Source organism: Polaromonas sp. (assembly GCF_041689105.1).
Classification (GTDB): domain Bacteria; phylum Pseudomonadota; class Gammaproteobacteria; order Burkholderiales; family Burkholderiaceae_C; genus Polaromonas.
This window is the reverse complement of sequence record NZ_JBDNGU010000101.1, coordinates 49,049-75,147: the sequence shown is the minus strand read 5'-3', so window position 1 is coordinate 75,147 and position 26,099 is coordinate 49,049. Positions and strand designations below refer to the sequence as shown.

Annotated in this window: 28 protein-coding genes; 4 read left to right on the top strand and 24 right to left on the bottom strand. The window is 63.0% G+C overall.

Annotated elements, in window-relative coordinates:
- Window positions 1-999 (bottom strand): methylmalonyl-CoA mutase family protein (locus ACESMT_RS10615; RefSeq protein WP_372826557.1); only part of this gene is annotated, 999 nt, incomplete at its 3' end.
- A 140-nt stretch (window positions 1,000-1,139) separates the two neighbouring features.
- On the opposite strand from ACESMT_RS10615, the gene ACESMT_RS10610 reads away from it, so the two are divergent.
- From ACESMT_RS10610 to ACESMT_RS10600, 3 genes are all read left to right on the top strand, one after another.
- The gene (locus tag ACESMT_RS10610; RefSeq protein ID WP_372826556.1) at window positions 1,140-1,775 is read left to right on the top strand and encodes a GntR family transcriptional regulator; all 636 of its coding nucleotides are present in this window, start codon (window positions 1,140-1,142) and stop codon (window positions 1,773-1,775) included.
- 165 nt (window positions 1,776-1,940) lie between these two features.
- Entirely contained in the window at window positions 1,941-3,722 is a 1,782-nt protein-coding gene (locus ACESMT_RS10605) for an AMP-binding protein (protein WP_372826555.1), read from the top strand.
- A gap of 26 nt (window positions 3,723-3,748) precedes the next feature.
- On the top strand, window positions 3,749-4,657 hold the full coding sequence (locus ACESMT_RS10600; RefSeq protein ID WP_372826554.1) for a bile acid:sodium symporter: 909 nt from the start codon (window positions 3,749-3,751) through the stop codon (window positions 4,655-4,657).
- Window positions 4,658-4,705: 48 nt separating this feature from the next.
- On the opposite strand, the gene ACESMT_RS10595 is transcribed toward ACESMT_RS10600, so the two are convergent.
- Both ACESMT_RS10595 and dusA read right to left on the bottom strand, forming a co-directional pair.
- Entirely contained in the window at window positions 4,706-5,632 is a 927-nt protein-coding gene (locus ACESMT_RS10595) for a DMT family transporter (protein ID WP_372826553.1), read from the bottom strand.
- A complete protein-coding gene (gene dusA / locus ACESMT_RS10590) occupies window positions 5,625-6,656 on the bottom strand; it encodes a tRNA dihydrouridine(20/20a) synthase DusA (protein ID WP_372826552.1) in 1,032 nt (343 codons plus the stop codon). Before dusA ends, ACESMT_RS10595 begins: the two co-directional genes overlap by 8 nt.
- A gap of 115 nt (window positions 6,657-6,771) precedes the next feature.
- Between dusA and ACESMT_RS10585 the strand changes: the two genes are divergently transcribed.
- Entirely contained in the window at window positions 6,772-7,830 is a 1,059-nt protein-coding gene (locus ACESMT_RS10585; RefSeq protein WP_372826551.1) for a tyrosine-type recombinase/integrase, read from the top strand.
- Window positions 7,831-8,225: 395 nt separating this feature from the next.
- Here ACESMT_RS10585 and ACESMT_RS10580 read toward each other — a convergent pair whose 3' ends face one another.
- Genes ACESMT_RS10580 through ACESMT_RS10480 form a run of 21 tightly spaced genes read right to left on the bottom strand, consistent with a single transcriptional unit; the run spans window position 8,226 to window position 26,041 of the window.
- Window positions 8,226-8,435, bottom strand: a complete 210-nt coding sequence (locus tag ACESMT_RS10580; protein ID WP_372826550.1) for a hypothetical protein — start codon at window positions 8,433-8,435, stop codon at window positions 8,226-8,228.
- The gene (locus ACESMT_RS10575; protein ID WP_372826549.1) at window positions 8,428-8,946 is read right to left on the bottom strand and encodes a DUF2514 family protein; all 519 of its coding nucleotides are present in this window, start codon (window positions 8,944-8,946) and stop codon (window positions 8,428-8,430) included. The genes ACESMT_RS10580 and ACESMT_RS10575 overlap by 8 nt, the downstream gene beginning before the upstream one ends.
- Before the next feature lie 43 nt (window positions 8,947-8,989).
- A complete protein-coding gene (locus ACESMT_RS10570; protein ID WP_372826548.1) occupies window positions 8,990-9,475 on the bottom strand; it encodes a M15 family metallopeptidase in 486 nt (161 codons plus the stop codon).
- A complete protein-coding gene (locus ACESMT_RS10565; RefSeq protein ID WP_372826547.1) occupies window positions 9,472-9,834 on the bottom strand; it encodes a hypothetical protein in 363 nt (120 codons plus the stop codon). The genes ACESMT_RS10570 and ACESMT_RS10565 overlap by 4 nt, the downstream gene beginning before the upstream one ends.
- Entirely contained in the window at window positions 9,821-10,282 is a 462-nt protein-coding gene (locus tag ACESMT_RS10560; RefSeq protein ID WP_372826546.1) for a hypothetical protein, read from the bottom strand. The genes ACESMT_RS10565 and ACESMT_RS10560 overlap by 14 nt, the downstream gene beginning before the upstream one ends.
- Window positions 10,275-10,742: a hypothetical protein gene (locus tag ACESMT_RS10555; RefSeq protein ID WP_372826545.1), complete on the bottom strand. Its 468-nt coding sequence runs from the start codon at window positions 10,740-10,742 to the stop codon at window positions 10,275-10,277. Before ACESMT_RS10555 ends, ACESMT_RS10560 begins: the two co-directional genes overlap by 8 nt.
- Window positions 10,743-10,747: 5 nt before the next feature.
- The gene (locus tag ACESMT_RS10550; RefSeq protein ID WP_372826544.1) at window positions 10,748-11,245 is read right to left on the bottom strand and encodes a hypothetical protein; all 498 of its coding nucleotides are present in this window, start codon (window positions 11,243-11,245) and stop codon (window positions 10,748-10,750) included.
- A complete protein-coding gene (locus tag ACESMT_RS10545; RefSeq protein WP_372826543.1) occupies window positions 11,246-12,334 on the bottom strand; it encodes a hypothetical protein in 1,089 nt (362 codons plus the stop codon).
- The gene (locus ACESMT_RS10540; protein ID WP_372826542.1) at window positions 12,334-12,780 is read right to left on the bottom strand and encodes a hypothetical protein; all 447 of its coding nucleotides are present in this window, start codon (window positions 12,778-12,780) and stop codon (window positions 12,334-12,336) included. The genes ACESMT_RS10545 and ACESMT_RS10540 overlap by 1 nt, the downstream gene beginning before the upstream one ends.
- Window positions 12,780-13,367: a hypothetical protein gene (locus ACESMT_RS10535; RefSeq protein WP_372826541.1), complete on the bottom strand. Its 588-nt coding sequence runs from the start codon at window positions 13,365-13,367 to the stop codon at window positions 12,780-12,782. The genes ACESMT_RS10540 and ACESMT_RS10535 overlap by 1 nt, the downstream gene beginning before the upstream one ends.
- Window positions 13,367-14,224 carry a hypothetical protein gene (locus ACESMT_RS10530; protein ID WP_372826540.1) on the bottom strand — a complete coding sequence of 286 codons (858 nt, stop codon included), beginning with the start codon at window positions 14,222-14,224 and terminating at the stop codon, window positions 13,367-13,369. Before ACESMT_RS10530 ends, ACESMT_RS10535 begins: the two co-directional genes overlap by 1 nt.
- A gap of 1 nt (window position 14,225) precedes the next feature.
- Window positions 14,226-15,743, bottom strand: a complete 1,518-nt coding sequence (locus tag ACESMT_RS10525) for a hypothetical protein (RefSeq protein WP_372826539.1) — start codon at window positions 15,741-15,743, stop codon at window positions 14,226-14,228.
- Window positions 15,740-20,458 (bottom strand): tape measure protein, encoded by a 4,719-nt coding sequence (locus tag ACESMT_RS10520; RefSeq protein ID WP_372826538.1) that lies wholly within the window; start codon window positions 20,456-20,458, stop codon window positions 15,740-15,742. Before ACESMT_RS10520 ends, ACESMT_RS10525 begins: the two co-directional genes overlap by 4 nt.
- 3 nt (window positions 20,459-20,461) lie before the next feature.
- Window positions 20,462-20,809 (bottom strand): DUF1799 domain-containing protein, encoded by a 348-nt coding sequence (locus ACESMT_RS10515; RefSeq protein WP_372826537.1) that lies wholly within the window; start codon window positions 20,807-20,809, stop codon window positions 20,462-20,464.
- Window positions 20,810-20,850: 41 nt separating this feature from the next.
- Window positions 20,851-21,210 carry a hypothetical protein gene (locus tag ACESMT_RS10510; RefSeq protein ID WP_372826536.1) on the bottom strand — a complete coding sequence of 120 codons (360 nt, stop codon included), beginning with the start codon at window positions 21,208-21,210 and terminating at the stop codon, window positions 20,851-20,853.
- A gap of 40 nt (window positions 21,211-21,250) precedes the next feature.
- Window positions 21,251-22,222, bottom strand: coding sequence for a hypothetical protein (locus ACESMT_RS10505; protein ID WP_372826535.1), 972 nt, complete (start codon window positions 22,220-22,222; stop codon window positions 21,251-21,253).
- A 46-nt stretch (window positions 22,223-22,268) separates the two neighbouring features.
- Window positions 22,269-22,499, bottom strand: coding sequence for a hypothetical protein (locus ACESMT_RS10500; RefSeq protein WP_372826534.1), 231 nt, complete (start codon window positions 22,497-22,499; stop codon window positions 22,269-22,271).
- 18 nt (window positions 22,500-22,517) lie between these two features.
- On the bottom strand, window positions 22,518-22,967 hold the full coding sequence (gene gpU / locus ACESMT_RS10495) for a phage tail terminator protein (protein WP_372826533.1): 450 nt from the start codon (window positions 22,965-22,967) through the stop codon (window positions 22,518-22,520).
- A complete protein-coding gene (locus ACESMT_RS10490) occupies window positions 22,967-23,263 on the bottom strand; it encodes a hypothetical protein (RefSeq protein WP_372826532.1) in 297 nt (98 codons plus the stop codon). Before ACESMT_RS10490 ends, gpU begins: the two co-directional genes overlap by 1 nt.
- 31 nt (window positions 23,264-23,294) lie before the next feature.
- Window positions 23,295-23,801 (bottom strand): capsid cement protein, encoded by a 507-nt coding sequence (locus tag ACESMT_RS10485; protein WP_372826531.1) that lies wholly within the window; start codon window positions 23,799-23,801, stop codon window positions 23,295-23,297.
- A gap of 44 nt (window positions 23,802-23,845) precedes the next feature.
- Window positions 23,846-26,041, bottom strand: a complete 2,196-nt coding sequence (locus ACESMT_RS10480; RefSeq protein WP_372826530.1) for a ClpP-like prohead protease/major capsid protein fusion protein — start codon at window positions 26,039-26,041, stop codon at window positions 23,846-23,848.
- Between the last annotated feature and the right edge of the window lie 58 nt (window positions 26,042-26,099).

The window sequence follows — 26,099 nt, the reverse complement described above, 5'->3', positions numbered from 1 at the left end:
GCCGCTGGTCTGGCAGTGGGTGCGCAACATCAGGCTCTTGGGGCTTTTGGCGTTGAAGTCTTTCATGATGCGGCACCAGAGCAGGCGCGCGGCGCGCATCTTGGCGACTTCGAGGTAGAAGTTCATGCCGATGGCCCAGAAAAAGCTCAGGCGTCCGGCAAAACCATCGACGTCCAGACCCTTGGCAATCGCCGTCTTCACATACTCTTTGCCATCGGCCAGCGTGAAAGCCAGTTCCAGCGCCTGATTCGCGCCAGCTTCCTGCATGTGGTAACCGGAGATGCTGATCGAGTTGAACTTCGGCATGTGTCTGGCCGTGTACTCGATGATGTCGCCGATGATGCGAATGCTGGGCGCAGGCGGGTAGATATAGGTGTTGCGCACCATGAACTCTTTGAGGATGTCGTTCTGGATGGTGCCGCTGAGCTGGTCCTGGCCCACGCCCTGCTCTTCGGCCGCCACCACATAACCGGCCAGCACCGGCAATACTGCACCGTTCATGGTCATGGACACTGACACCTTGTCCAGCGGGATCTGGTCGAACAGGATCTTCATGTCCTCGACGCTGTCAATCGCCACGCCGGCCTTTCCCACGTCGCCGGTCACGCGCGGGTGGTCGCTGTCGTAACCGCGATGCGTGGCCAGATCGAAGGCGACCGAGACGCCCTGCCCGCCAGCCGCCAGCGCCTTGCGGTAAAAAGCATTCGACTCTTCGGCCGTGGAAAACCCCGCGTACTGGCGGATGGTCCAGGGCCGCACGGCATACATGGTGGCCTGCGGGCCACGTATAAAAGGCTCGAAGCCCGGCAAGGTGTTGGTGTGGGGCAGATCCTTGACATCGTCTGCGGTGTACAGCGGCTTGACCGTGATGCCGTCAGGCGTTTGCCAGTTCAGTCCCTGCAGGTCGCCGCCCGGCGCCGATTTGGCAGCGGCTTTGACCCAGTCAACAAGGCTTGCAGGCGTAAATTCCGGGCTGGAGGATGTTTTTGGGGGGCTCATGCGCGTGCGTCCATGGGGTTGATCGGCTTCTTGGCGAATCAGGCGAGTTTACATTATTTATAATTATTGATGCAAAATTTAGTTTCGGCTAAGATCGCGGCTGTCCAGCTTTTCGGCTGCAACCGACCCTTTACAAGACCATGGCTGCTGTTTCATTGACCCCACGTGCACTCTACGAAGAGGTGGCGGAGCTTTTGCGCCAGCGCATTTTCAACCGCGAGCTGGCCCCCGGCAGCTGGATCGACGAGCTCAAGCTGGCGCAGGAGTACGGCATCAGCCGCACGCCGCTGCGCGAAGCGCTCAAGGTGCTGGCGACCGAGGGTCTGGTGACCATGAAGGTCAGGCGCGGCGCTTACGTCACCGAAGTCTCCGAGCGCGACCTCACCGACGTGTACCACCTGCTCGCGCTGCTGGAAAGCGATGCCGCCGGCGTGGTCGCGACTCAAGCCACCGAGGCGCAACTCAAGGAACTGCAAACCCTGCATCGCGAGCTGGAAAAGGCCGTGGCCCACCGTGAGCGCTTTTTTGAGATCAACGAAGCGTTTCACATGCGCCTTCTGGAAATCGCCAACAACCGATGGCGCGACCAGATGGTGGCCGACCTGCGCAAGGTCATGAAGCTGAACCGGCACAATTCCCTGCTCAAAAGCGGGCGCATCGAAGAATCTCTGGCCGAACACCACGCCATCATGGACGCGCTGGCCGCCCGCAACAGCGTACTCGCCGCGCAAAAAATGCAGGCCCATTTTGCAAACGGGCTCGCGGCAGCCGGTTAATGCGGCCAGCGAGTTTCGCGGCGGGAGTCGGTGTTTCGTGTCCGGCTAGCACAAGTCCGCACACCCTTGTAGATTAGTGAGCTGACTCGAACTGCGGGTTAAGCCGGAGTCGCTTTCGCACCGGTGGCAAGCAGAATCCAGACCTTTGTAACCAAAGGATGCTGGATGAACGCTGAGAAGTCGATCTACGATCACAAGCCCTGGCAAGCGGCTTACGGCGAGCAGATTGATGCTGAACTGCCCAGCATCCGCTACCGGAACCTGGCCCAAATGGCTAGCGAGGCCTGCCGCCGTTTTGAAAAGCGGACCGCCTTCACCTGCGTGGTGGGAAATGGCATGAACGGCAGCCTGACCTACGCCGAGGTCGATGAACGATCTGACGCCTTCGCGGGGTACCTTCGCGGTGTCTGCGGCCTTGAGGCTGGCGACCGCGTGGCCGTGCAGTTGCCCAATTCCCTGTCGTACCCCGTGGTGGCATTCGGCGTGTTCAAGGCCGGTTGTGTCCTCGTCAACACCAATCCGCTCTACACGCCGAGTGAAATGATTCACCAGTTCAATGACTCCGGGGCCAGCGTTCTCGTGGTCGTAGACATGTTTGCAGACAAGCTGGCAGAAGTGGTGCCCAGGACCGGCATCAAGCGTGTCGTGTTGGCTGGAGTGTCCGAAATGTTTCCCGCCATACCCAACATGGTTGTGCGCGGTGTACAGAAAGTGTGGAGCAAGACACTCCCGCCCGTACCCCGCCTGGCCGTTCCCATTGAACGCCTGGCGGGCGCCTTGCAGGCGGGCCGCGCCGCCCTGCCCTCGGTCGGCGGCGCAAAAGCCTGGTGGGAACATATTCCCGCCGCCAGTGTGGCGGCACTGCAGTACACGGGCGGCACGACCGGTGTGAGCAAAGGCGCCATGCTCAGCCACGCCAACCTGCTGGCCAATGTGGACCAGGTGCTGGCCATGGGCCGCTCGCACATGAACGCGGACGACGGGAGCGAAGAATGCGTGCTGACCGCACTCCCGCTTTACCACGTGTTTGCCTTCACCGCGAACCTGCTGACATTCTTTGATATCGGCGCACGCAACATCCTGGTGCCGGCGCCACGGCCGGTACAAAACCTGCAGCGGGCCATCGAGAACTATCCCATCACCTGGATCACGGGGGTGAACACCCTGTTCAACGGCCTGATGAACGAGGAATGGTTCAGCGCATTTCCGCCGAAACACCTGAAGGCATCCATTGCTGGCGGTACGGCGCTGCACAGCGCGGTGGCGGCGCGGTGGCAAGCCATGACCGGCACGCGGGTGGCCGAGGGCTACGGCTTGACCGAGTCCTCTCCAGTCATCACCTTCAACCCCATGACCGGCACGGTCCGGACCGAGAGCATCGGCATTCCCGTGCCAGGGTGCGAAGTCCGCCTGGTGGCAGACGACGGCAGCCTCGCGCTGGCAGGCCAGCCGGGCGAACTGGCGGTGCGTGGCCCGCAAACCATGATCGGGTACTGGCAGCGGCCAGAAGACACCGCGCAGGTCCTCAAAGACGGCTGGCTGTACACCGGTGACGTCGCCGTGATGGATGAAAGCGGCTACTTCCGCATCGTGGACCGCAAGAAGGACCTGGTCCTGGTGTCGGGCTTCAATGTTTACCCCAACGAGATCGAAGAGGCTTTGTCGAAACTGGAGGCCATCTTCGAGGCTGCGGTGGTCGGCATCCCCGACTCGCGCTCGGGGGAAGCCGTGCGAGCGTACGTCGTCAAGAACCCGGAGTTCAAGGGTGAACTCACGCAGGAGATGGTCATTGCGCATTGCAAGAGCCTGCTGACGGATTACAAGATTCCGAAGTCCATTGTTTTCAGGGAAGAGCTTCCCAAATCACCGATCGGGAAAATCCTGCGCAAGGATTTGAAGGCCGAAGTCAAGGCGGAGCACGCCTCGCAGATGGCCGCCGCCCGCTAGACAACACAACCCTGGATATTGAAGACATGCTTACTCCACTAGAAACCAAACTGCTCGGCGTGATGATGATGGTGATCATGCTGGGCATGGGCGCCAGCCTCACCTTTCGCGATTTCCTGATTGCCTTTCGCAAGCCGAAGGGCGTGCTGGTCGGGATACTCTGCCAGTACGGCATCATGCCCTTCCTTGCCTACCTTCTGGCGGTGCTGCTTGGACTGCCGCCGGCGCTGGCGGTCGGCCTGATCCTGATGGGCTGCATGCCGGGCGGAACCACTTCCAACATCTTTGCCTACTTCAGCAAGGCATCCCTGGCGCTGTCCATCATGATGACCAGCGTATCGACCCTGATTGCGGTTGCCGCCGTACCCGCACTCATCGCCTTTTACAGCGGGCTGGCCGGCGTGACCGGGGCATTTGCCATTCCTGCGGCCAATGTGGCCCAGGTGCTGGTGGTGCTACTGGTACCAACGCTGCTGGGCATGGTGCTGCGCAAGTTCAACCCCAACATCGGCGCCACCGTTGAGCTGATCGGGTCGATGCTGGGCATCCTGGTGATTCTTTTTCTGGTGGTGTCGTGGGTGCCGCGTAACTACCAGCTGCTGCTATCGACACCCTGGCAGGTCTTCTTTGTTGCGATCGGGCTGGGTTTGTTCGGCATGCTGCTGGGCTACTGGCTGGCGCGCGCCCTCAAGCAAGACGGCAACCGCTCCCGCACCATCAGCCTGGAAACGGGCATCCAGAACGGCCCGCTAGCCGTACTCATCGTGTCGCTGACCTTCACTGGCGTGATGCAACAACAGGTGTTGCTGATCCCGGTGCTGTACAGCCTCTTTATCGTCTTGAGCAGTTCGGTCGTGACTGTCTGGTACCGCGCTACGGCAACCCGCGAGGCCTTGGCACGCGATGCGGCCAAGGTCCGGCTCGTTCCGGCATAAGCGTGCAATGCGGCGGAGGGCTATCGCACCGCCAACATCGCCAGCGGTTCAGGAACGCGGCAACGGCGGAGCCGTCGGCCTGACAGGCCGTGTGACCAGAAACACACCGGGCAGGATCAGCAGCGCACCCACCCCGTGGTGCCAGCCCGGTGGCTCGCCCAGTATCCAGGCGGCGCCCGCCGCGTAAAGCGGCCCGAGGTAAAGCGCCACAGCGACCCGGCTGGCGCCGAGGATTTTTTGCGCCCAGCCGTAGATCCAGTAGGCACCCACACCCGGAATCAGGGCAGCCACCACCACCAGCAGCGCCGCATACCCACTCAGCATGTCGGCACCCGGGCGCGTCGCCTCCCACAGCGCCGGCGGCAGCAAAACCAGGGTTCCACCCAGACAAATCGCGGCGAGCCGCGCTGTGGCACTCAGGGGGCTGGGCCACTTCTTCTGGAGCAGGGCATAGGCGGCCCATGAAAACGTTGCAGCGAGAATCCAGGCATCTCCCGCGACAAACTGCACCTCGGTCAAGGCTGTCCAGTGGCCTTTGAGCACCACATGCAAAACCCCGGTCAGCGCAAGCAGCACGCCCGCCTTCTGGCGTACACCAAAACCCTCTCCCAGCCACAACACAGCACCCAGGCTGATCAGCACCGGCGACGCGGAATAAATCAGGGCGATGTTCATGGCGCCGGTCGAGCGGGCACCCTCGTACACCCAGGCGCCGCAGACCAGCATGCCCAAGGTGCCCAGCACCAGGTACTGGCGCCAGGCGCGGACAATGGATGTACGCTGCCGCCACAACTCGCCACGCGCGATGACCACCAAAATTAGCGCCGCCAGTCCCCAGCGGCCCAGAGCCAGCATGTAGGGCCCGATTACCCCGGGCGCCTTGCGCGCGACGATGTAATTGACGGCCCACAGCGCAGGCACCAGCCACAGCAGCAACAGCGCCACGCGCGTCTCCCGCTGCGCGGCCTCAGGCATGGGCCAGCACGGGCGGCTGCGGCAAGGCGGTTGTACCCTCCCCCGCAGGCGATGGCGCGTGCGCCAGCGCCATCACCTCGCGGGGGTGCAGGGTTTTGAGCTTGTGGTCGCTCCAGACCTGGCGCCAGCGTCGCGCCCCCGGCAAGCCATGGCGCAGGCCCAGCATGTGGCGGGCAACGGTTGGCCATGGCCTGCCATGCGCGGTAGCCTGCGCCGCCATGTAATCCACCATCGCTGATTCGACCGATTCACGCGTCTGCTCGCCCGCCGCAGCGCCAAAGAAAGCTTCATCCCACGAGGCCAGCCACCAGGGGTTGTGATAGGCCTCGCGGCCGACCATCACGCCGTCCAGCTCGCCGAGCTGCGCGGTAACCTGCTCGCCGGTGGTGATGCCGCCGTTGATGGCGATGGTCAGCTGCGGAAACTCGCGCTTGAGCCGGTGAACCATCTCGTACCGCAGCGGCGGCACCTCGCGGTTTTCCTTTGGGCTCAGGCCCTTGAGCCAGGCATTGCGCGCATGCACGATGAAGGTGTTGCAGCCGGCTTCGCTGACCGTGCCGACAAAGTCGCGCACGAACTCATAACTTTCACCCTTGTCAATACCGATGCGGTGCTTGACCGTGACGGGGACGCTCACCACGTCAAGCATGGCTTTCACGCCATCGGCCACCAGTTGCGGCTCGGCCATCAGGCAGGCGCCAAAGGTGCCGCGCTGCACACGCTCGCTGGGGCAGCCGCAGTTGAGGTTGATTTCGTCGTAACCCCACTGCTCGCCAAATTTTGCGCAATGGGCCAGGTCGGCCGGCTCGCTGCCGCCCAGTTGCAAGGCCACCGGGTGTTCCTGGTCGTTGAACTGCAGGTGCCGCGCCACGTCACCATGGATCAACGCACCGGTGGTTACCATTTCGGTGTACAGCAAGGCGTGGCGCGACAGCAGGCGGTGAAAGTAGCGGCAATGCCGATCCGTCCAATCCATCATCGGGGCAACGGAAACGCGCCCCGCCCTCTGGTAGTCGTATTTCATTGGAGAATTGGCTGGGTTCACTGGTGTCTGATTTGCGCTGATTTCATGCCTTTTCAGGTCATTTTTTTTTGCGGGTGTAACATCCGGTGCAACAAAACTTCAATGTTGCACCGGCATGGGTACTATTCTCGCACGCAAGCGTCAGGACGGCACGACGGGTTATACGGTCTTGATTCGCATCAAGAAGGCCGGCAAAGTGATTTTTTCACAGACCGAGACCTTTGACCGTGAAGCTCCGGCCAAGAGCTGGATGAAGAAGCGGGAGGCCGAGCTGGCCGTGCCTGGCGCTCTGGACCAGCCCGAAGATCCGCCGCTGGCCAAGCTCATAGAGAAATACAACGCAGACAAGCTGCGGCCCCACGGCAAGACCAAAGACCAAGTGCTGCGCTCTACCGCAGCATCGAGCCTGGGCGAGATCCAGTGCTCCAAAATCCAAAGCCATCACTTGATCGACTGGCTTAGGGCAATGACCTCGCAGCCGCAGACGCGCGGTAACTACCTGTCGCACCTGGCGGCCGTCATCAGCGTGGCCAGGCCGGCATGGGGTTACCCCATCGACAAGAGGGTTGCCGAGGACGCCCGCGTGGCGGCCGAAAAGTTGGGCCTCATCAGCAAGTCCAAGGAACGCAACCGGCGACCCACGCTGGCCGAGCTGGACAAGCTGCTGACGCACTACCAGGTAGCCGAGCGAAAGCGCGTTGACTGCATTCCGATGACGCAGCTGATCCTGTTCAGCATTTTCTCTACACGCCGGCAAGAAGAGTCTTGCCGGATGGTGATCGAGGATCTGGACCGCAACACATCAGAGATCGTGGTGCGCGACATGAAAAACCCTGGCGAGAAAATCGGTAACGACGTGACCACATTACTGCCGGCAGAAGCGCTGCAGCTGATCGAGGCCCGCCAGGTTCTCCAGGGCCGGATCTGGCCAGTCAACGCCGGCAGTGTGAGCGCATCATTCACGCGCGCATGCGTGATCCTGGGCATCGATGATCTGCACTTCCACGATCTGCGGCACGAAGGCATCAGCCGCCTTTTTGAGCTGGGCTGGACGATCCCTCAGGTGTCGCGTGTCAGTGGCCACCGCTCCTGGAAGAGCCTGCAGCGCTATTCCCACCTGAAACAGGACGGCGACAAGCTCAAGGGCTGGGCTTGGTTGCCGTCTACCGCGTGATGTTGCCCATGGCCGCGTCCAAGTGACCGGCCCGCAGCGCGCGGCCGCCACCATTTCCCCCAGCGCGCAGCGCTCTGGCCAAAGGCCGAAGGCCGCCGGCGCCGTCAGGCGCCGTACCTCCCCCAGCGCGCAGCGCTCTGATCTTTCCCCAGCCCCGCCACAACACAAGCCTGCCAGGCCAACGGCTCAGGTGCTGCGCCGCCGAAAGGCGAAGCTCTGGACCCCGGCAGGGCCTGCGCAGCGGCGTTGGGTGCGCGCCTGCGCCAGCGGCCGGTTGAGAAAACTCACCCCAGGCCGCTGCGCGGGCTAATTTTCGACTGAAAAAAGCCCGCTGGCATTGGGGACCAGCGGGCAAAGGTGCGCGGCATGCCGCACCAGGAGACAACTGCAGAAATCTAATCAGGTGGCCAGCATGCGCGGCGTGGACGGCAAGCCAGATCTCGCTGAATCAGCTCTATGGCCTTGCGCACGCCCACGGCCTCAGACACACGCCCCAGCTCTTCGCGCTGCCTGGCCAGGCCTGTCAGGCGGTTTAGCAGGTGTTCCGCGTCCACCAGGTGGACCAGCCTGGCGCGCGCGGTTGCAGGCGTGTGCAAGTCACTCACGGCGGGTCAACGAATCGTAGGAGCGCTCGCAGGTAAGCCCAGCGGCGGCAGCTTTTCCAGCGTAGTCCGCCAGGATTCCCGCGCGATCGTCAGCCCGTCTAAACAGGTCGGCAAGCACTCTGCAGGGGGACTCGGTTGCCGTGCCTCCTGCGCCAACGACGGCACTGCGGCAGGCTTCACCGGCGGCGGCAATATAGCCGTCGGTAGCGAGCTGCAGCCGGCCGCGAGCAGCGTCAGCGCGCACAGCAGCCATGCGGAAGGACTCCGACAGGTTTTTTGAGAATGTGATTGCATCGTCTTTTCCTTTGATTCGTCGTTCAAATTCAGCGCGTTGCTCGGTTTCAGCCTTTGCGTGTATGCGGCCAGCCTCGGCCCGCGCGTCCGCAAACCCTGCCTTGCTGGTTTCGTGGTCGGCTTTTTCGTTGGCCAGGCGCACGGTCTGCACGCCTGCAGCGGCAACGGCCGCAGCGATGGCGCCGGCCGCGATCCAGGTGGTGAGGGCGATGGTCATGATTCGACTCCGTGCCCGCGCTGCCGGGCTTTGCGAGCGGCTGTCATGCCAGCACCGCCCGCTGCGCGCGCATGTCGGCCATGCTCAAGCCGCCGGTGTACTGAAAGTGCGCGTATTCCTTGAAAGACCTCCAGCGCCCCGCCCATTCCAGGCCGGCGCCCTCGCCGTACGCGGCCACGCGCTCCCACACTTCAAGGTCGTCGGTGTGATCGTCCGACTGGTCATCGTCGATGCCGTCGCCCTTGGTGCCCCACACCGCTATACCGTTGCGCAAGGGCACGACGTCCACCGCGCACGCGAAGTTGTGCCAGCTGTGCCAGGCCTGCGCGTTGGTGACGATCTTGCCGGGCTTGGTGCGGCCCTGGGCGTACAGGGCGTCCTGCGATTCTGCGTCGCGTAGCGTGCTGGTCACCAGCACGGTGACGCCATTCACATTGAACCACGGATCAGCGGCGCAGCGTGCCAGCATCGACTGCACGCGCACTCTGGTTTCCGGCTCCAGGTCGTCAAGACTTCGGCTGTTTTTCATTGTGTGAACTCCTTAAAACGCGAACGAAGAATCAGCAGCGCAAAGCCGCCAACAAAAAGCAAGTCAACAAGGCTGACGCGGTCAACGATCAAAAAGTAAGCAAAGTGCAGCTGCTGGCCGACCGGCAGAACCACCCAAGGGCGCGCCACAGCGCCTGCAGCGCCCATGACCAGGCAGATCCACGCCAGCACCTTGAGCAGCACAACAAAGCGCGCCAGGGCGGTCAGGCCGCGTTTGAACAATGTGGTGCGCTCGAGCTTGTTCAGGCCTTCGGCCAGCACAATGAAGCCGGCCACCCAATGCAGCGCCGGCACCAGGTGGTCCATCAACGTCGTGGGAATCAGGTCAAGCCGCAGCATCTGGGCCTCCATCCTTGCCGGCAAGGGCGGCCAACCTCGCCTCTTTGGCCTTGAGGACTTTGCGCAGGTAGCCCTGCGCGCCAGCACCGATGACAAAGGCCATGCTCAGCATCAGCGCCTCTGGAATACGCAGGTTCTGGCCTTCCAGCAACATAAACAGCGGCGTCAGGTAGCCGGCAGCCAGGCTGCTGGCCAGTGCGTGCCACATGCGGCGCCAGGTGGTGCGCACCAGCTCGCGCCAGGTGTCGCCGCTGCTTGGCACCGTGTCGAGCAGAACGATGGCCACCAGCGCACCGAAGAAGCCTGCCACCAGCACGTCGGCGCGCAGACCCAGCGCAACGCCGAACACGACAAGCTGCGGCACCAGCGCCGGCGCGGTAACCAGAATCGGCAGGGCAACGCCGGCGCCAACAATGGTGGCCAGTGCTGGAGCGATGGGATCAGGCATTTACTAACTCCTTCGCGCCGATCCACCCGAATACCTGCGCTGCAGCATTGACGCCGAAGCGCCAGCCTTCCTGCACGCCGAGTGATTCGAGGCAGGCGGCGCTGCAGAACTTTTTTAGCGGGCTGTTGCGGTTGCCCCAGGGCAAGACAAAGCGGACGTTGCCACGGTAGTCGTAAGCCCAGCCCTCGTGCTGCTGAAAGTAGAGGCGGCAGCCGGCCTCAAGACGGATCGGCAGCGGCACCGTGTCCCAGTTGCCGTTGCCAAAATTTGGCGCGGGCTTGGCGTAGCCAGCACCGAGAAAGCGCACGCCCCGGTCCATTGCGCTCGCGCTCGCGCTGTCCCCGTTGCTGAAAGATATCTCAGCGTGGCTGTAGGGCCCGTTCTCTGTTGCGCGAACGAGCCGGTTGTAAACGCCCGGCCAGCCGGCGGGCGTGCCTTTGTAGATGCGAGCTGCGAACATGGTGCTCAGCCCCTATACCGCTCAACCTCAGTCACCTGCGCGTCCAGCACAATCGCAGCCCGACCCGCAGCAATCAGCCCTGCCGCCTCCAGCATCTCCACACCGGCCCGCGTGTCGTCGCGGTCAAGGTCGATGTAGCTGGCGCTCTCTTGGTCCTTCAGTGCCACGCGCAGTCCAGCAGCTTGCTTCCGCGCTGCCATCGTTGCAGTCGGGTCGTCCAAGCTGGCAATCTCAAGATCGACTTTCTCGGTCGGAGTGAAGCGATTGCGAAAGGCAAGATTTGTGACGTGCCGTAGTTCGGGCGGTGCTGGTGATGGCACGTAGGGCGGTGCAGGTGGTGGTGGCGGTGGATTTGTCCACACACCAGCCACCAGCGTTGCGCCGTTTACCGTCCCGTCAGGTACATCGGTGTCGTACAGCACGGCGATTGCTGGCGCGTAAATGTCTTGGGGGATGCCTTGGGCAACATCACGGACTTGGTTGTTTTCAATCCAGGCTTTCATTTAGTAGCCCTCCGTCCAGAACAGCAGGGCCCAGCCTGCGCCGCCTACACCGCCGACTGTAGCCATCACGCCACTGCCGCCACCGCCACCGCCAAAGCCCCCGGCCCCACCTACACCGGCAATCTGACCAGCTCCACCACCACCGCCAAAGCCGCCGGTGGCTCCGGCGCTGTCGGTGCCGCCGCCGCCGCCAAAGCCGCCAGGTCCTGGCGGGGAGCTGCCACCACCGCCGCCACCGACAGCGCCGCCATTAAATCCGGTCGAACCGCTGCCACCGCCGCCGTCAAGTGACCGCTCAATTAGGCGCAGAAAAACTGACTTGGTGGACGCACCTGCTGTTGCCAATGCGGTGATGCCTATACCCCCCGCGCCAGCAAGACCTGGCCCGCCCGTACTGCCGTTGGCAGGCCCGCCCGTACCGCCGCCGCCGTTGCCGCCGCCGCCGCCACAACTACCACTGCCGCCGCCACCATCGCCGTTGCTGCCAGTTGCAAACGGCCCCAAGCCGCCGCCGCCGCTGTTTGTCGATGTTGACGCCCCGCCGGTGCCATAAAAACTACCGCAGCCGCCGCCGCCTGTCGATTGAGCTGAAAACGACGCACCGCCTGATGCCGTCATAGCCCCGCGCAAAGTAGCCGATGCCGTGCCTGTACCACCGGCAGCAGAGCCAGAAGTGCGCGGCCCACCACCGCCGCCTGTAGCCGTCAGAAGCGTTCCGTAGCTTGATGTACCCCCAGCCGAGCCGACCGCGTTGGAGCCAGCCGCTCCCGCTGGGCCGATGGTGATGGTTGAAAGCAATTGTCCCGGCACCACGTCAATGATGGCAAAGGCAAAACCGCCACCGGCGCCGCCCCGTGCTGGTTGCCCACCACCGCCGTCATTCCCAGCACCGCCGCCACCGCCGCCTGCAATCGCAACGCCGATCTGATAGACATTCTGCGGCACCACCTCTGTGCTGGTCGTCGCTGTGATCAGTTTGACGCTGCGCCACTCAGGCGGTGCAACTCGCGTCTGTGCATTCGGAGGCAGCGGGAAGCCGTAAGTGCCCTTGTTCGCTGGTGCGTCAGCACCATAGTTAAAGCTGCTCATCAGTAGTCACCCCCTACGGCTTTGACCGTCAGCGCTGTGGTGGCTGCTGCGGTCGTGATGGTTGTTGAAACGTAAAGCGCGTGCGCTGCGGGCAGCACCAGATCATCAAACCGCACCAGCCGCTCGAACGACGGGCTTGTGGTAGCTGGTGTTTGCAGATCGACCTGAATCTCTGCGACGGGGAATGCAGTCGTGCCGTTGTGCTGCCAGATCGTCACCAGTTGCGCCGCAGTGGGCGCAGTGATCGACGTGCTGGATGCCTTGACGCGAATCGAGTCGATCTTGCGACCGTTGACCGAATCGGCAGGCACCAGCACGACGATATTGGCCGCTGCAAGCCCCGCCGTCGCAGTCGGCCCTCGGGTTGTGCAGGCGGTTTGCGCGGACAGGTTGGCGAACGCGGCGTAGGGTGTAACTGGAAAGATGGGTGCGGTGTTTGCAGGCATTAGAAAGCTCCGAAGTTAGAGGCGAGGAAAAGGGTTGATCCGGTGGAGGTGACGGCAATGTTTCCGGCGCCCGTCAGCGCAATGTCGTTGACGGTTTTGAGCACCACCGCGCCGGTCAGGCTGTTGAGGCTGGAGACGCCAGACACAGAGCTGATGCCCTGCACCCAGCCGCCCGCTACGGTGTAGGCGCGCAGATAGCCCGTGGCGGTGTTGATGTAAAACGCACCGTTGGCGAGCGCGTTGCCGTCGTTGTCGAGCGCGGGGTCGGCTGCTTTGGCCCCCAAGTAGCGGTCATCGAATTGGTCGTACAGGGCCACCATGTCGGCGAGGTGCGCTGCAGCTGTAATAGCGCTGCCGCCACTGGCGACAGCCTGTGCCGTGGCGATGGCTACTTGATCGACAGCCAGCGCCACCTGGCCGGTCGCCAGCGACACCTGCGTCTGCGCGGCCGTCACCTTCGCCTGCAGGTCCACCACCGCATTCGACAGCATGGGCACGAGGCGCGTGCGGTGCCCACCGTTGGCCAGGCCGGTGGTGGCGTTGTCGTCATCCGTGTAGATGACGCCGTTGACTGTGACTGATGACATTACAAAATCTCCTTGATCTGAAAAGCTGTGGCATTGACCAACGGGTAGGGGTGCTGCACCGGGCTCAGCTCGCGCAGACGGCCCAGAAAGCGCCGGCGCAGGGCGTGGATGGTGTCGTCGGGGTCAAACACCCACAGCACATCGGCGTCAATGCCGGCGCGGCGTTGGATCTCAAAGGCGCTGCCCAGGCCTTCGTCAACACTCATCCAATTGAGGCTGATGTTTTGCACCCGGTACGGTGTGCGACGCTGAAAGTACTCGGCGCCGCCCAGCGCCTCCTGGGCTGCGGTCTTGGTCTCCCAGCCAATGGCTGCGCCGTAGCTCATGTTGCGCAGCGGCTGCCAGGCAGGGCCAATGAACACACGGCCAACTTGCACGTAACCGGCGGCGTTGGTGGTGTCGTCGACCTCTACGCGCCAGTACCGGGCACGCACAATGTTGGGCAGCACTTGCACAAAGGCGGCGGTGTAACCGGCGCGCTGCTCATCGGTGTATTGACCTGACCACCAGTTGTCGTCTTCCCAGTCAGTCTCGCTCGACGCGTACACCGCCGGCCACACGGGCACCCAGCCCGAGTCATATTCGGTGGTTGCAAAGTTGGATACGGCCGAACCACGGATGCGCACCAGCGCTGACAGAGAAAAGTTGTGGTTGACCAACGCCAGCACCTTGGTGGTCTTGGCTGTAACCATGTCCAGGTCAAACTGCGTGCTGGCCAGCGTGGCGGCCAGTGTGCGCGCCACTTTGCCCAGCACACGGTTCTGGATGTTGGTGCGCGGCAGCGTGGCTGACCAGGTGCCGCCCGACAGCGCGGCGGCATCAATGCGGTTGGGGAAGCCCATCAAGCAATTGGCCATGTCACCCCCACAGCGCTAAGGTGGCCGTGCCGGCCGCAAGCGCGAGCCGGATGCCAATGATGCGAAAGTTCTTGCCCACATCGAGCCCGAAGCGCGCCACCTGCAGGGCCACCACGTCACCCAGCTTGAGGCTGTGCAAGGTCAGCAGATCAACGCTGACAGGCACGTCAAAAATGTCGCGCCGGGTTTTGTAAAGGGCCAGGCGGCGGGCGGCCTCAGTCGCGGCTTCTGCGGCCACGGTCAGCAGGGTGTCGTCTTCAGCAGTGCCGGCAAGCAGCCACTGGGTTTTGATGGCGGCGTCTTCACTTGCGGCCTTGCGCGCGGGCTCTGCCAGGTAGGCGCGCGTGGCGGTGGTTACAGCGCCGGCCAGGTCAGACGGCTGCGTGGTCCAGATGCGGGTGTGGCCAAGCACCACACGCCACACGGGTATGCCGTTGTCGCGCGGTGGGCGGCGCTCAAAGCCGGCCAGGGTGTCGTAGTCGTAAAGGGTGACCACGGGCGCGCCTGCTGGCGTGGTGATCTGGCCCAGGCGCAGCACACCGGCCGCGTCAAAGCCGTACCAGGCGCCCACGCTGGCGGCAACCAGGTCCATTGCCTGCGCAAAGCTTGATTCATCAGACAGCCAGATCCCGACCACCTGGGGCGCAGCGGCGTCAAGCGCGGTCACGTCGGCGGCGCTGATCTCACCAGCGGACAGCCCGGCATTGATCGCAAGCTGCTTGATGATCTGTGCCACGGTGCGGCTGGCCGCAGCGGCGCCCTGGGTCACGTCAGCCGTGATCTGGCCCGCCGGTGTGGAGCCAAGCCGAAAGTAGCCATCAACCAGGCAAGTGATGTAAGTGCCTGCGGCGGGCGCTGCGGCCTGCAGCAGTGCGGTGGTGGCAAAGTCAGCGCCGGCGGTGATGGCCAGGCCACGGTCATAAACCGCGTTGATGGCAAAGCAGGCGCCGACCTCATAAGTCAGCTTGGACGTGTTGACCAGCGGCGCAGAGACGTTAAACACCTTGCCGTGCGTTCTGGGCTTGACCTTGCCGCCCAGGTCGCTGGCGGTGCCTTCCAGGCCTGCTGGCAGGGCGTTGTTGCCGGCGTAGCGCGTGGTCAGCGCTGGCAGGGCAAAAAGCTGCTGCTTGTCTTTGAGCCGCAGCACAAACTTGTCCCAGCTGGCCTCTGCAGATTCAATGGTGCCCACCAGGATGGTGGCAAAGGCGCCGGGGTAGGCACCGCCGTTGCCGGCGCGGATCGTCACCGGCCGGCCGTCGAATGAGTAGTTGAGCCAGGCGTCGAGCGCGCCATCGGCGTTGGCCAGCACTATCTCGCCAGTCTCCAGCTTGGTGGTGCCGCCGGTGCGGCCGTCTGAAAATATATTGACGCCCAAGGTGCCAGGGTCGATCAGGCGCGGGTCAAACGCCACGCTGGCGGGCGTGTCGGCAGGCGACGTGACAAAGCTGTCGGAGCCGACGTAAAACGTCTGCAGCGTGCCAGCGGCGTCGATGGCGGCGGTGATCTCGATCAGGATCATGCCGCCCTCGCCAGCTCGCGCTTGGTGGCGTCGAGCTTGGTGGCCACTGCGTCAAGCCTGTCCAGGGTGGCTTCGGCCACTGCGCCGCGCTGGGTTTTGTCGGCGCGCAGTTCGGCCAGCAGTGCGGCTTTCAAACTGCGGATCTCTTGGGCCAGCTCGGCATTGCCGTTACCGCCACCGCGCAAGGCTCCGGCGATCTGCGCCTGGTTCCAGATGCGGCTGGGGCCGGTGGCCTCCAACTCCCAACCGCGCTCGCCAACGACGCGCAGACCGCCCATGTGGTCACCCCCGTCCGCAAAAGCCGCCAGGCCGAGCGACAGCGCTGTGGCGTTGGCGGTGCCTGGCGGCAACTTTTGCGCGGCGTCAATCTGCGCTGCGCTCACGCCCATCTCGCGCGCCCTGGCGTAGATCTGGCGGGCACCTGCCTCATCGGGCGTGGTGCCTTGTATGTAGGCACTGATGTCGCTGGCCGATACCGACGGCACGCCTGCCGCGGCACGCGTTTCAACGCCACGGGCGTTTTGCAGCGCAAGCACCGCGTCGCGCACCGACAGCACAGAGGTGTTGATGTTGATCAGGCCGCTCACCGACGACTGCAGCGCCGTCAACTGGCTTTGCGAGATGCCGGCCTGCGTCATGGCCGCGCTGGCGGTGGTGGCCAGCGCGTTGCTGACAGCGGCAAAGTCCGAAGCGTAAGCCGTGGTTGATGCGTTGTAACCGCGTGACGCTTCCAGGAACTGCTGCGACACGCTTTGCAGCTCACCAATCGCCGCTTCATCACCCCTGCCAGCCAGAGCGGAGGTCTTTTCAAACAGTGCTTTGGATGCGAAGTACTTGTCTTCGGGCGACAGGGTAGACAACGCGCCCACCGTGAGCGAGTCGCGAAAGGCGAGCAGCGACTTGCTGAAGCCGGCAAACTTGTCGATGGTGGTCTGCAACGCCGTGCCCTCGCGCTCGTAGGCCTGCGTCAGGTTGGCATGGGCGGCGTCTGTGCGCTGCACGGCCGTGAGCAAAGCATTGCGCGCAGTAGCGGCCAGCTCTTCGGCGCGGGCTGTGGCTGTTGCTGCGGCAGCGCTGGCGTCCGTCAGCGCGGTGATCTGCTCGCGCAGGGTTGTGTTGTAGTCGTAAGCGGCCACCTCCACATCGGTGTAGCCCGCAATCGCCTGCAAGCGCCGTGCGGCTTCTGCCTCTGCCGTGCGGCCCTGGGCTTGCAGCAGGTCGGCTTCCAGGCTGGCGCGGTCTTCAAGCAGGTTGCGCAGTGTGTTGCTCAGGCCCACTACCTCGGTCACCGTGCCGGTCAGCGCGTCGGTCAGCGTAACAGCCTCGGTCGTGATGCTGACAAAACTCTGGTTGACGGCGATCAGCGCGGCCACCAGCTCTGGCGCGGTGGTACCCGCTTCCGCCAGAGCGCGAAACTGCGCACGGGTTGCACCGCCGACATCATCGGTCGTGAAGTTGCCGCCCGCTGCGTTGAGCTGCGCTGTGATGCCTTTGATCGTGTTGACGCGCTTTTCTTCGGCGGTGTAAAAGTTTTCGTACCAGCTGGTGAGGTTTGAGCCCAACCCCTCAATCCCACCACTCATGTTGATGACGGTCTGCGCCATCTCGTAGCTCTGGTCCTTGAGCGCGGCAAAATTTAGCGCGTTGATGGTGACATCAAGCCGCTTAAGTGCAGCGCCGTACTCATACACCTTGCCAATTTGCTCCTGGCTCATCGTGGCCGGGTCCAGGCCGTTGAACAGGCCCGCAAGCGCGCGCGGCAACTCTGAGCTTTTCAACGCAGCAAAGACCGCGCGAGTGGCGGCCAATGTCAGATTGGCATCGTTGGCGGCGACCAGGCCCGAGTCATAGCTGCCAGACTGCAGTCGAAATTCAGGCTTGTCGCCATCCTGGCCGGTGTGGCTGCCGTAAGCGAACACGGCCCCGCCTTTGGCGCCCAGCAATCCCTGCTGCGCACGATACGTGGCTGCCAGCGAGTCGGTCATCTGCCCGGCATTGCCCAGACCCCACTGGCTCACCATGTCCTCTGTGACACGCCCGTCAGCGTCATACCGCCGCGCCGTGCCGCCGTTGCTGGTGCTTGGGATCTTGTCGCTGCCGCCCATGCCAAGTATGGCCAGGCCGGCGAGCGCGACCCATCCCCACACCGGCACTGCGGCCAGGGCGGAAGTAATGCCTGCCGTGGCACCGGCGGCGCCCGCGGCGCCAGCGACTGCACCAGCCTCAACGGCAACACCAGCCCATGCGCCATTGCCAGCAATCATCGCGCCAAGCGCATCGCCGCCCAGTGCGCCGACAGCATTGCCGTAGCCCAACGCCGCAGCGGAGCTACCCACGGTTGTGCCGGCACCCAGGAAGCTGGCAGCGGTGCTGACGCCGTTGCTGTAGCCGCTGGCCATGCCGTACAGGCTATTGGCGCTGCTGGCTCCGTTCAGCATGCCCATCACGCCGCCGCCCTGCGGTCCAAACGCCTTCTCTGCTACGCCCTCACCACTCACAGAGGCTGATACGTTGATCAGCCACTTCTTCACCGTCATCTGGTACAGCAGCGAATACAGGCCGTTCTTCAACGTGTCGCGAAGCCGGTCGAAGGTGGATTTACCGGAATCCAAAATGCTGGTGAAGGTATCGTGCGCCACGTCGTCGATGGACTTCCACATATCGACAGACGCTTTTTTCTGCTCCTGGAGGGCTTCTGCTTCGCTGCGGCTACCCAGCAGGCCAATGCGCTCCCGGCGCAGCGCAATCTCGCGCTCCAGACGACTGGCCTCGCTTTCTTGCCCTTCAATGTTGCGGGCCATCACCAGGTCGATCTCCAGCCTGGCAATCGCTTCTTGCTCCAACAGCTGCAGGCGCGCGGTGCGCTGGCCGATGTCTACCCCGATCAGATCGATCTCTTGCCGCAAGGTTTGGTTGGTTGCAATCTCTGCATCGAGCGAGCTCAAGCGGGTTTCAGAATACTTGGTAGCGGCTTCGGTGTTTTTTTCAATGATCCGCGCGTTTTCTGTGTGCAGCTTTTTGGCAGCTTCACGCTCTGTGTTGGCCTTGTCCTCTATCAGCAGGGCTTGCAAGGCCACGCCCATGCGGCTTTTTTCGGCGTCGGTCAACCTCAACACGCCGGTGCGCATGTCGTCCATGACCTTGCTGGCAAACTTTTGCGATGCTGTCAGATCCTCCTGAGCTGCAAGGCCGGCGCGCAGCTCAGCGGTGCGCTCGCTCAGGTTTTTAAAAACGCTGTCGGCCGGGTTGGATACGTTGGATACCTTGGCCAGTGTTTTGATACCGCCGTCGGCTTTGATGAGCTGGGCAACCAGGTCGCTGTACTCTTTGACGGACGCAATGCCGGGTGTGCCGGCCTGGTATTGCCTGTACAGCTCCTTAAGGCTGGACTGGAAGGTTTCGTTTTGGCCGGACAGGCGCTGGCGAATGCCGTCTAACTTGGCGCGGTCGGCCGCCAGGCGCTTTTCTTCGCGCTCGACGCTCTGGCTGCGCGACGGAAACTGTGAGTAGGCATTGGCGTTTTTTTGCTCGTCCCCGGTAAGCTGTCGCTTGCTTATTAGCGCCTTTTCAAGCTCGCGAATGTAGATGGCAACCTGGGCAATCTCGGATTTCAAGTAGATGCTTTTGCCACGAATCTCGCCTTGTGCCTGCAGCTCTGCAAACTTGATCTTTGCGGCCTCCAGGTTTTGAGCGTTCTCCTTCGCAGATACGGAGATCCCGGTTAGCGGGTTAGTCAGACTGATGTCGGTTGCAAATGCTGTGAGCAGCCCTTTGATCACCGTCAGTAGCCCGCTGCCCTCTTCCTTGGCCTCACGCATGGCCACCGACCAAGTGGTAAGCGATTCGGCCGCGGTGAGCTGGCGCTTGGCCACCAAGTCATACACACCCAGATCGGCCAGGGCCATTTTGAATTCGGTGTAAGCGTTGGTGAAGCGGTTAGTTGCCGATTGGGCGCTCATGCTGGCATCGACATACGCCCCGCCAATCTCTTTTTTAAGCTGCGCGGCAAAGCGCGGCAGAAAGTCTTCTGCAAAGATTTCACCGCGCTCCAGCATTTTGTTCAGCTCTTCTGTGGTGACGTTCATCGCGCGAGCGGCGGTGTGGAGGGCGCCAGGCAAACGCTCGCCCAGCTGACCTCTGAGCTCTTCTGCCATGACCTTTCCTTTGCTCATCATTTGCTGAACGGCGCGAAAAGCACCTTCAGTCTCTTCGACGCTCAGGCTCATGACGGTGGATGCCCGCGAAATTGCCACAAACAGCTCGCGGGTCTGCCTGCCCTCCATGTTGGTGCCACGAGATGCTGCTGCCAGCTTGGCGTATTGCTGCGCAGTGGTGACGAACTCCAGGCCCAGCTCGCGGCTGGTGTCGCGCAAAAACACCATGTCGCGGGCAGCATTTTCTTTGCCGACGGCGAATGACAGGGTGTTGCGCAGCTTTTCTGCCTGGGTCTGCGCGGTGACCATGACCTTCTCAAACTGGGTCAGCTCGCCGGTCAGCGCCTTGAAGCCAAAACTGCCGGCCTGGCGAACAGACAGGAGGCTCAGCACATCATTCAGGCTGATGGCGCTTTTGGTGGTGCGGTCGGCCTCGTCGGTGACGCCGCGCAGGCTTTTTTGCGCGCGGTTGCCGAAGTCGTCGACCTGCTTGCCACCCTGCTGCAGCGCTTGGGCAAGACCGGAAGCATCACCCGTAAACCGGACGCCAATATCGCTCACGCGTCAGCCCTCATTGAGGTGCTGCATGGCGGTTTGCTCGCACACCCTGAGTTGACGGAACAGCTCACGCGGCTCTGGCACGCACTGCCCAGGCAGCAGGGGCATGCGGCGCTCAATCGAATCGAAGCGCGTGTAGTCAATGCCTGCGCGCTGGACGCGCCCGGTTGGTGAGACAAGCAAGGTCCATTGCGTGGCGCAGGCTTCGAAAAGCTCGAAGGCGCGCCAGTTTTCTGGCCAGATGCCAAAACCTTTGTCAGATCCTTTTTGCCGGAATACGTCACGAGCTTGCTCCAGTTGCTGCGGCGTAGCGCCGAATGCCTCAAGGGCCGCCAGGGTGTTGCTTTCGTCCACAGGCGGCGCGCCCCCGGTGGCCCACCGGCGCACCGCCTCTTTCAGTTTTTTTCTGCGTGGTGGGCTGCTTCGCTGGGGTTGATGCTGAGGTAAAAAGAGCGCGCGCAGGTGGCAGCAAAACCGGGGTGCTTTTCCTCGGCGGACGCCAATGCTTCCACGGTGACCGGGAAAGATTTGACATCGCCAGCCACCTTGACGCGAAAGGAAGTGGCGACGTCCAGGATGACTTGCTCATCTGAGAGCTTGTCGGCCCGGATGCGGGCGTCGAGCGCGGCCAGCGCGGACTTGGTGAAGCGTTTGAACTCCACGTCAAAATCCGTCTTAATGAGTGCGCCTGCGGCGTTGAGTGACCTGAACGATGCGGGCGCAAAGTAGCTAGGGCTTGGGTCTTCAAAAAACATGATGGTGCGGTCCTGTAAGTGTTGATGCCAAGGCTGCCGCTTAAAAGCTGGTGATCAGCTGGACTTCGTCGTTGCCGGCCACTGGCGAAAGCACCAGGTCGTAACCCATCATTCGCTTGCCGGACTGCTCGTCCTTGGCTGGCGTGATGATTTGCGCCGCTGGCGCGAACATGCCAAAACGGCGGCCAACCACGGTGCCGTGGATGAGCCCTACCGATTGGGTGGTGCCGGCCTTGATGGTTGCGTAAAACGCCACCTCCTGCACTGCCGTGGCGAACAGCTTGATTTTTCCCTTGGCCTGGCGGTCGGTGATGTCCACAGACTCCTGGCCCAGCAGCGGGATGTGCTCTGCCTTGATGCCCATATCGATTTCCAGCCCTGTACTGGGGTAGGAGGTGCCGCCTGTGATTGCGGGTACGCTGCTGGCCGACAAGGTTCCGCCCAGCGTCAAGTCGCCGGTAAACGCGTCTTGCACCACCTGTGGCAGCTGGAAGGCTGCAAATGACACGCCGGATGGCAGCGCCGCGCTGTCGCCGCCGTCAAGGCCAACAAATGCAAAACTGAGCGTTGGGATGTTGCCAAGCATGGCCGCAGAGGTGATGGCGCCGCGCGCACCCAACAGTTTGTGAAGGACGCCACTGTCGTAAACGCAGAGGGTGGCGGACTCCTGACCATTGGTCACTGGGGTGTAGGTAACGCGCTCCAATGCGACCTCCACCTGCTGGAAACCGCAGGCACGAACCATGGCGCCCCATGCTGGCGCGGTGCCCACCGTGCCCGAGCCGACGGCCTCAATGTCGAAGGTGACCAGCTTGTTGAAGCTGGCCATCAACTGCTCGCTGATGCCAAAGTAGTTGCGCAGCAAATCGCGGCTGACAAACTGGGCGTTGAGCGGCGTGATGCGGACGTTAGACACCTGCATTGCGTTGGCAGCGCCAGTGGCAAGGGCGTCGGCGCCGTAGGTGGTCTCGATCTTACCGAGGATGACGGTGTCGCGGATGTAGCGTGTCATGGAAATCTCCAGTTTTGGGGGTGTTGGGATCTACCGGGCGGCAGGCTCAAGCCTGAGCGGGCTCAGCGCCAGGCGTGGCGGGGGTGTCGACCAGACTGCCGTCTTTGTCGGTCAGCGGCGCCTTGCGGCTAAATGCGTCGCTGGTGTCGGTGCGGCTGACGAGGGTGGTTTGCCCACCTTTGGACAGGCGGTAGCTGCCGCCCATGCCGGCCAGGCGCTCTGCCTCGGGGTCGGGTTTTGCAAGCGCATGCAATTGCGTGGTGTTGGTTTTGCTCACGGGTTTTCTCCAGTTGGGTTAGGCGGAAATACTGTTGGCTGGCGTGCGGTGCTTGGCGTCAAAAGCGAGCTGCGTGACGCCCAGGGAGGCGTCAGCCTCTTCGGTGTCCCAGTTGATGCCCAGGGGTACCAGGTCCATGGCCAGGCCGCCCAGGGAGGGGTCTGCCATGAGTGCGGCGTAGATCTCATTGGCCAGGTCGTCGGCGTTGTCCTCGCCGGTCTGGCCGGCATTTGCGCGGGCGGCGCATTCAATGCGCAGGCGGGTCATCCAGTCGTCTGGCTGGCCTGAAAATTCGGCGCGCTCGATGGTCGAGGCATCAAGGTACACATGCACCTGGCGCTTGAACTGCTCAGGCACCGGGCGGCCGCGGCGGCCGGGAATCACGCCACCATCGGCCAGCGCCGGCATGATGGCGGACAGCGCGGCAACAGCGGCGTTGCGAATCTGGCGGTGACGGGTACCGGCCATTACGCAAGCTCCAGATCAAGCACGGTCAAGCCGTGGCCGTCGGGCCTGGCTTCCTGAATGGTGTAGGCCAGGCCGTCACAAAGCGCGGCCTTGTTGACGGGGGCAGTGGGCACGTCGGCGTCAGCCAGGACAAGCGTGGGCACGCGGGCCTGCATCTCCATGCCATCGTTGAACGCGAAGGTCTTGCCAGGCAAGACAAAATCGCCCTGGGCCGTAACACCGTTGACCACATGCGCAACGCCAAACCTGCGCAACACTTTCGCATTGAGTCGGGCTTGGCGCTGCGCAAAGGTCATGGCTGGGTCCAGGGTGATTTGTCGGCCGGGCTTAGGCCGTGAGGTCGCCAGGCACGCCGGTGAAGCACACGGCGCAGGTGGTCTCGGCATTGGCGCCTGCTGCGGCCGCAAACGCAGTGGCGCCCGTGATGTCGCCGGTCGCCGCAACGGCGGCGTTGTCGTCAAATTTGCCAGCGGACACATCCCAGGTCAGGCTGCCGCCTTGCACAAAGACGGCATTGGTGACCTTGGGTATGTCGCGAAACACACCGAAGCCGACAGACCCGGTGCCGCCAATCGCAATATCGACCAGGGCAACACCCAGTGTGTTGCCCATGGCCACCACTGATCCGGAAGCGATGGCGGCGCCCGTGGTGTTCACGTAGTCGATGACCTTGCCGTCGTGGCTGTACTTTGTGGTGCCAAAGGCGCCCAGGCCTGCCAGGCCTAGACCCACCTCGGGTGGAATCATCGCCGCGATGTCGATGCCTGCGGCCTGGACGCCAACGGCAAGGGCCGCCACTACCAGGAAGAGGCCGAACTTGAGGGAGCTTTTCATGGGAAACCTTCTTTCAGTGAGTTGTGAGGTTGAATGCCGTGCGCTTATGCGCCGGTGCTGCGGTAGCCGCCGCGGTAGTCAACGCCGGCCACGCCGTAGTCCAGGCGCGCCTTCCAGCGAACGCCGTCCTGGTCGAAACCGGTTTGCATTTCAAGGTAAGGCGTGTCGTTGCCGTCGAGGAAGGCAACTTCCATGACTGCAGCAACTGCAGGATCTGCGAAGAAGTACCAAGGCAGGCCCGTGAGGCGCGGTGTGCCAACAACCTCACCCACCAGGTTGGCCACTTTGTTGGCGCGCTGCAGCTTGTTGGCTGCATCGGGGTCATAGGCGCTATTAACCACCACCAAGGCGTTGCCCCTGAGGGATTCAGGGCCCAGCCAGACATTGGGGGTCAGGGCCAGGTAGTCGTTGCCGCCAACGTCTTTTTGCGCTGACATCACCACGCGGCCAGCGTCGAAGTTGTCCACCGTGGGAGCGCCAGCGCCGGTGTTCAGGTGGTCAGCGTGGAACATGGCCTTGCCGTCCACCAGCGTTGGGCCAAGGCCCGCGTTGCTGGCCAGGGAGGCGTACACATCAGCCTCAACTGTGCGCTTGCCGGCGCGGCCGAATGCTGTGGCCAGGCTCAGGAATGCGCCCAGATCATCGTTGATGATGATCTGGCGGCTGATGTTGATGATGTTGCCCTTTGTGGCGGCGGTGATCGTGCCTTTTTCACCGTCAGGGATGGCCTTGTTTTTGAACTCACCCAGCTCGTTGAGCACATCCAGGTTGCTCAGGCTGCCGGTGCGATAGCGGTTATGCGCACGGAAGTCGCTGACCGAACCACGGGCGCAGAAGCGAGTCCAGGTATCAGGCTGGATCGCGTAGGCGGCCAGCAGCGTCTTGTGCATCACATTGCCCAGCAGCACCGGGAAGTCGCTGGTGGATTGGGTGAAGGCCGCACCGACGATCTGCATCTGGTCCATGCCGTCCGTGCGAATGCCGGCTTGCACCAGGCAGGCGCGGGCCACGTCGAGCAGCTTGGCGCCACGGTAGGGATTGGATGCATCGGCGCGCACCGCGCCTTTGGCCTTGTCCAGCACGATAGAGCCGCGTGCCAGGATGGATTGCTCCATGCCGGCGCGAAACTTGTCGCGCTCATCCTCGACGGTGCGGATCTGGCCGCCACCAGCAACGGCAGTGACGCCAGCGCCCAGATTAGCCAGCAGTTGCAGGCCAGCGGCTTCCACGGTGATAGCGTCGTCGTTTTGCAGGCGGGCCATCAGCTCGCTGGTGCCAGCGACGGCCATGTGTGGCTTGAAGGAGGCTTCGATGCCGGCGCGACGGGTGCGATCAGCGGCAAGGATTTCGGTGCGCGCTGTGGCTGCAGCTGCGCGGACTTCCTCGGCAGAGGGTGCCGCAGGGGCACCACCGGCGCCGGTGCCGCCGGTGTCAGAGCCGCCAGCGCCTGCGGGAGCGAGCAGCCGCAATGCAGCCAGGGCGAGTAGGGATTTTTTCATGTCAGATTCCTGGGTTTGCGTGGCGTCTGCCACAGAAGTTTGAGCAGCAGGTGCTGCAGCGGGCTCACCACCACCTGCCTGCAGAAAATCTGCTGGCACGTCGCGGTAACGGGCATTGACGCCAAAGGCCGCCGCAGCGCTGGCCATGGCGGCAGGCGGTACGTCGTCGGTGATGGCGTCAATAAATTTTTCGGCCAGACACTGCTCTGCCGTGTAGTAGTGGTCCTTGCCGTCGGTCAGCAGGGCCAGCATTGCCGGCTGGTCGCCGGTGCGGGCCGCGTAACTGGTGGACATGGCAGCGGCCCAGGTGTCCAGCGTGTCGGCCAGCTCGCGCAGTTCTTTGCTGTTGCCGCCGGCATAGGTCCACGGTGCGTGGATCATCAGCATCGCGTTTTTGGCCATGTTGACCTTGTCGCCAGCCATGGCGATCAAGCTGGCGATTGAGAACGCCATGCCGTCCACCTCGATGGTGACGGCGGCCTTGTGTCGACGGATTGCGTTGTAGATGGCCAGGCCGTCCGGGACAGATCCGCCAATGCTGTTGATGCGAACGGTGATGGCCTCCACGTCCAGCTCGGCTAACTCTGCAACAAAGTCTTTTGCTGAAACAGTCTCCCCCCACCAGCTTTCGCCGATGTCGCCGTAGATGTGTATCTCGGCTGCGGCCACCACGCCGGCTGCGAGTGCAGCTGCAATGGCCGTCTTGCGGCGAATGCTGTACCAGGTGGCTTTCGTTTTCATCTGCTGCCCTTGCAATTTGTTTGCGATGGCAGCGATGGTCAACCGGATGCTGTCCAGT

What these genes read in the sequence shown, in the direction of transcription:
- ACESMT_RS10610 (WP_372826556.1), top strand. Translation starts at nt 1,140, where the DNA reads ATGGCTGCTGTTTCATTGACCCCACGTGCACTCTACGAAGAGGTGGCG.
- ACESMT_RS10605 (WP_372826555.1), top strand. Translation starts at nt 1,941, where the DNA reads ATGAACGCTGAGAAGTCGATCTACGATCACAAGCCCTGGCAAGCGGCT.
- ACESMT_RS10600 (WP_372826554.1), top strand. Translation starts at nt 3,749, where the DNA reads ATGCTTACTCCACTAGAAACCAAACTGCTCGGCGTGATGATGATGGTG.
- ACESMT_RS10595 (WP_372826553.1), bottom strand. Translation starts at nt 5,632, where the DNA reads ATGCCTGAGGCCGCGCAGCGGGAGACGCGCGTGGCGCTGTTGCTGCTG.
- dusA (WP_372826552.1), bottom strand. Translation starts at nt 6,656, where the DNA reads ATGAAATACGACTACCAGAGGGCGGGGCGCGTTTCCGTTGCCCCGATG.
- ACESMT_RS10585 (WP_372826551.1), top strand. Translation starts at nt 6,772, where the DNA reads ATGGGTACTATTCTCGCACGCAAGCGTCAGGACGGCACGACGGGTTAT.
- ACESMT_RS10575 (WP_372826549.1), bottom strand. Translation starts at nt 8,946, where the DNA reads ATGACCATCGCCCTCACCACCTGGATCGCGGCCGGCGCCATCGCTGCG.
- ACESMT_RS10570 (WP_372826548.1), bottom strand. Translation starts at nt 9,475, where the DNA reads ATGAAAAACAGCCGAAGTCTTGACGACCTGGAGCCGGAAACCAGAGTG.
- ACESMT_RS10565 (WP_372826547.1), bottom strand. Translation starts at nt 9,834, where the DNA reads ATGCTGCGGCTTGACCTGATTCCCACGACGTTGATGGACCACCTGGTG.
- ACESMT_RS10560 (WP_372826546.1), bottom strand. Translation starts at nt 10,282, where the DNA reads ATGCCTGATCCCATCGCTCCAGCACTGGCCACCATTGTTGGCGCCGGC.
- ACESMT_RS10555 (WP_372826545.1), bottom strand. Translation starts at nt 10,742, where the DNA reads ATGTTCGCAGCTCGCATCTACAAAGGCACGCCCGCCGGCTGGCCGGGC.
- ACESMT_RS10550 (WP_372826544.1), bottom strand. Translation starts at nt 11,245, where the DNA reads ATGAAAGCCTGGATTGAAAACAACCAAGTCCGTGATGTTGCCCAAGGC.
- ACESMT_RS10545 (WP_372826543.1), bottom strand. Translation starts at nt 12,334, where the DNA reads ATGAGCAGCTTTAACTATGGTGCTGACGCACCAGCGAACAAGGGCACT.
- ACESMT_RS10540 (WP_372826542.1), bottom strand. Translation starts at nt 12,780, where the DNA reads ATGCCTGCAAACACCGCACCCATCTTTCCAGTTACACCCTACGCCGCG.
- ACESMT_RS10535 (WP_372826541.1), bottom strand. Translation starts at nt 13,367, where the DNA reads ATGTCATCAGTCACAGTCAACGGCGTCATCTACACGGATGACGACAAC.
- ACESMT_RS10530 (WP_372826540.1), bottom strand. Translation starts at nt 14,224, where the DNA reads ATGGCCAATTGCTTGATGGGCTTCCCCAACCGCATTGATGCCGCCGCG.
- ACESMT_RS10525 (WP_372826539.1), bottom strand. Translation starts at nt 15,743, where the DNA reads ATGATCCTGATCGAGATCACCGCCGCCATCGACGCCGCTGGCACGCTG.
- ACESMT_RS10510 (WP_372826536.1), bottom strand. Translation starts at nt 21,210, where the DNA reads ATGTTTTTTGAAGACCCAAGCCCTAGCTACTTTGCGCCCGCATCGTTC.
- ACESMT_RS10505 (WP_372826535.1), bottom strand. Translation starts at nt 22,222, where the DNA reads ATGACACGCTACATCCGCGACACCGTCATCCTCGGTAAGATCGAGACC.
- gpU (WP_372826533.1), bottom strand. Translation starts at nt 22,967, where the DNA reads ATGGCCGGTACCCGTCACCGCCAGATTCGCAACGCCGCTGTTGCCGCG.
- ACESMT_RS10490 (WP_372826532.1), bottom strand. Translation starts at nt 23,263, where the DNA reads ATGACCTTTGCGCAGCGCCAAGCCCGACTCAATGCGAAAGTGTTGCGC.
- ACESMT_RS10485 (WP_372826531.1), bottom strand. Translation starts at nt 23,801, where the DNA reads ATGAAAAGCTCCCTCAAGTTCGGCCTCTTCCTGGTAGTGGCGGCCCTT.
- ACESMT_RS10480 (WP_372826530.1), bottom strand. Translation starts at nt 26,041, where the DNA reads ATGAAAACGAAAGCCACCTGGTACAGCATTCGCCGCAAGACGGCCATT.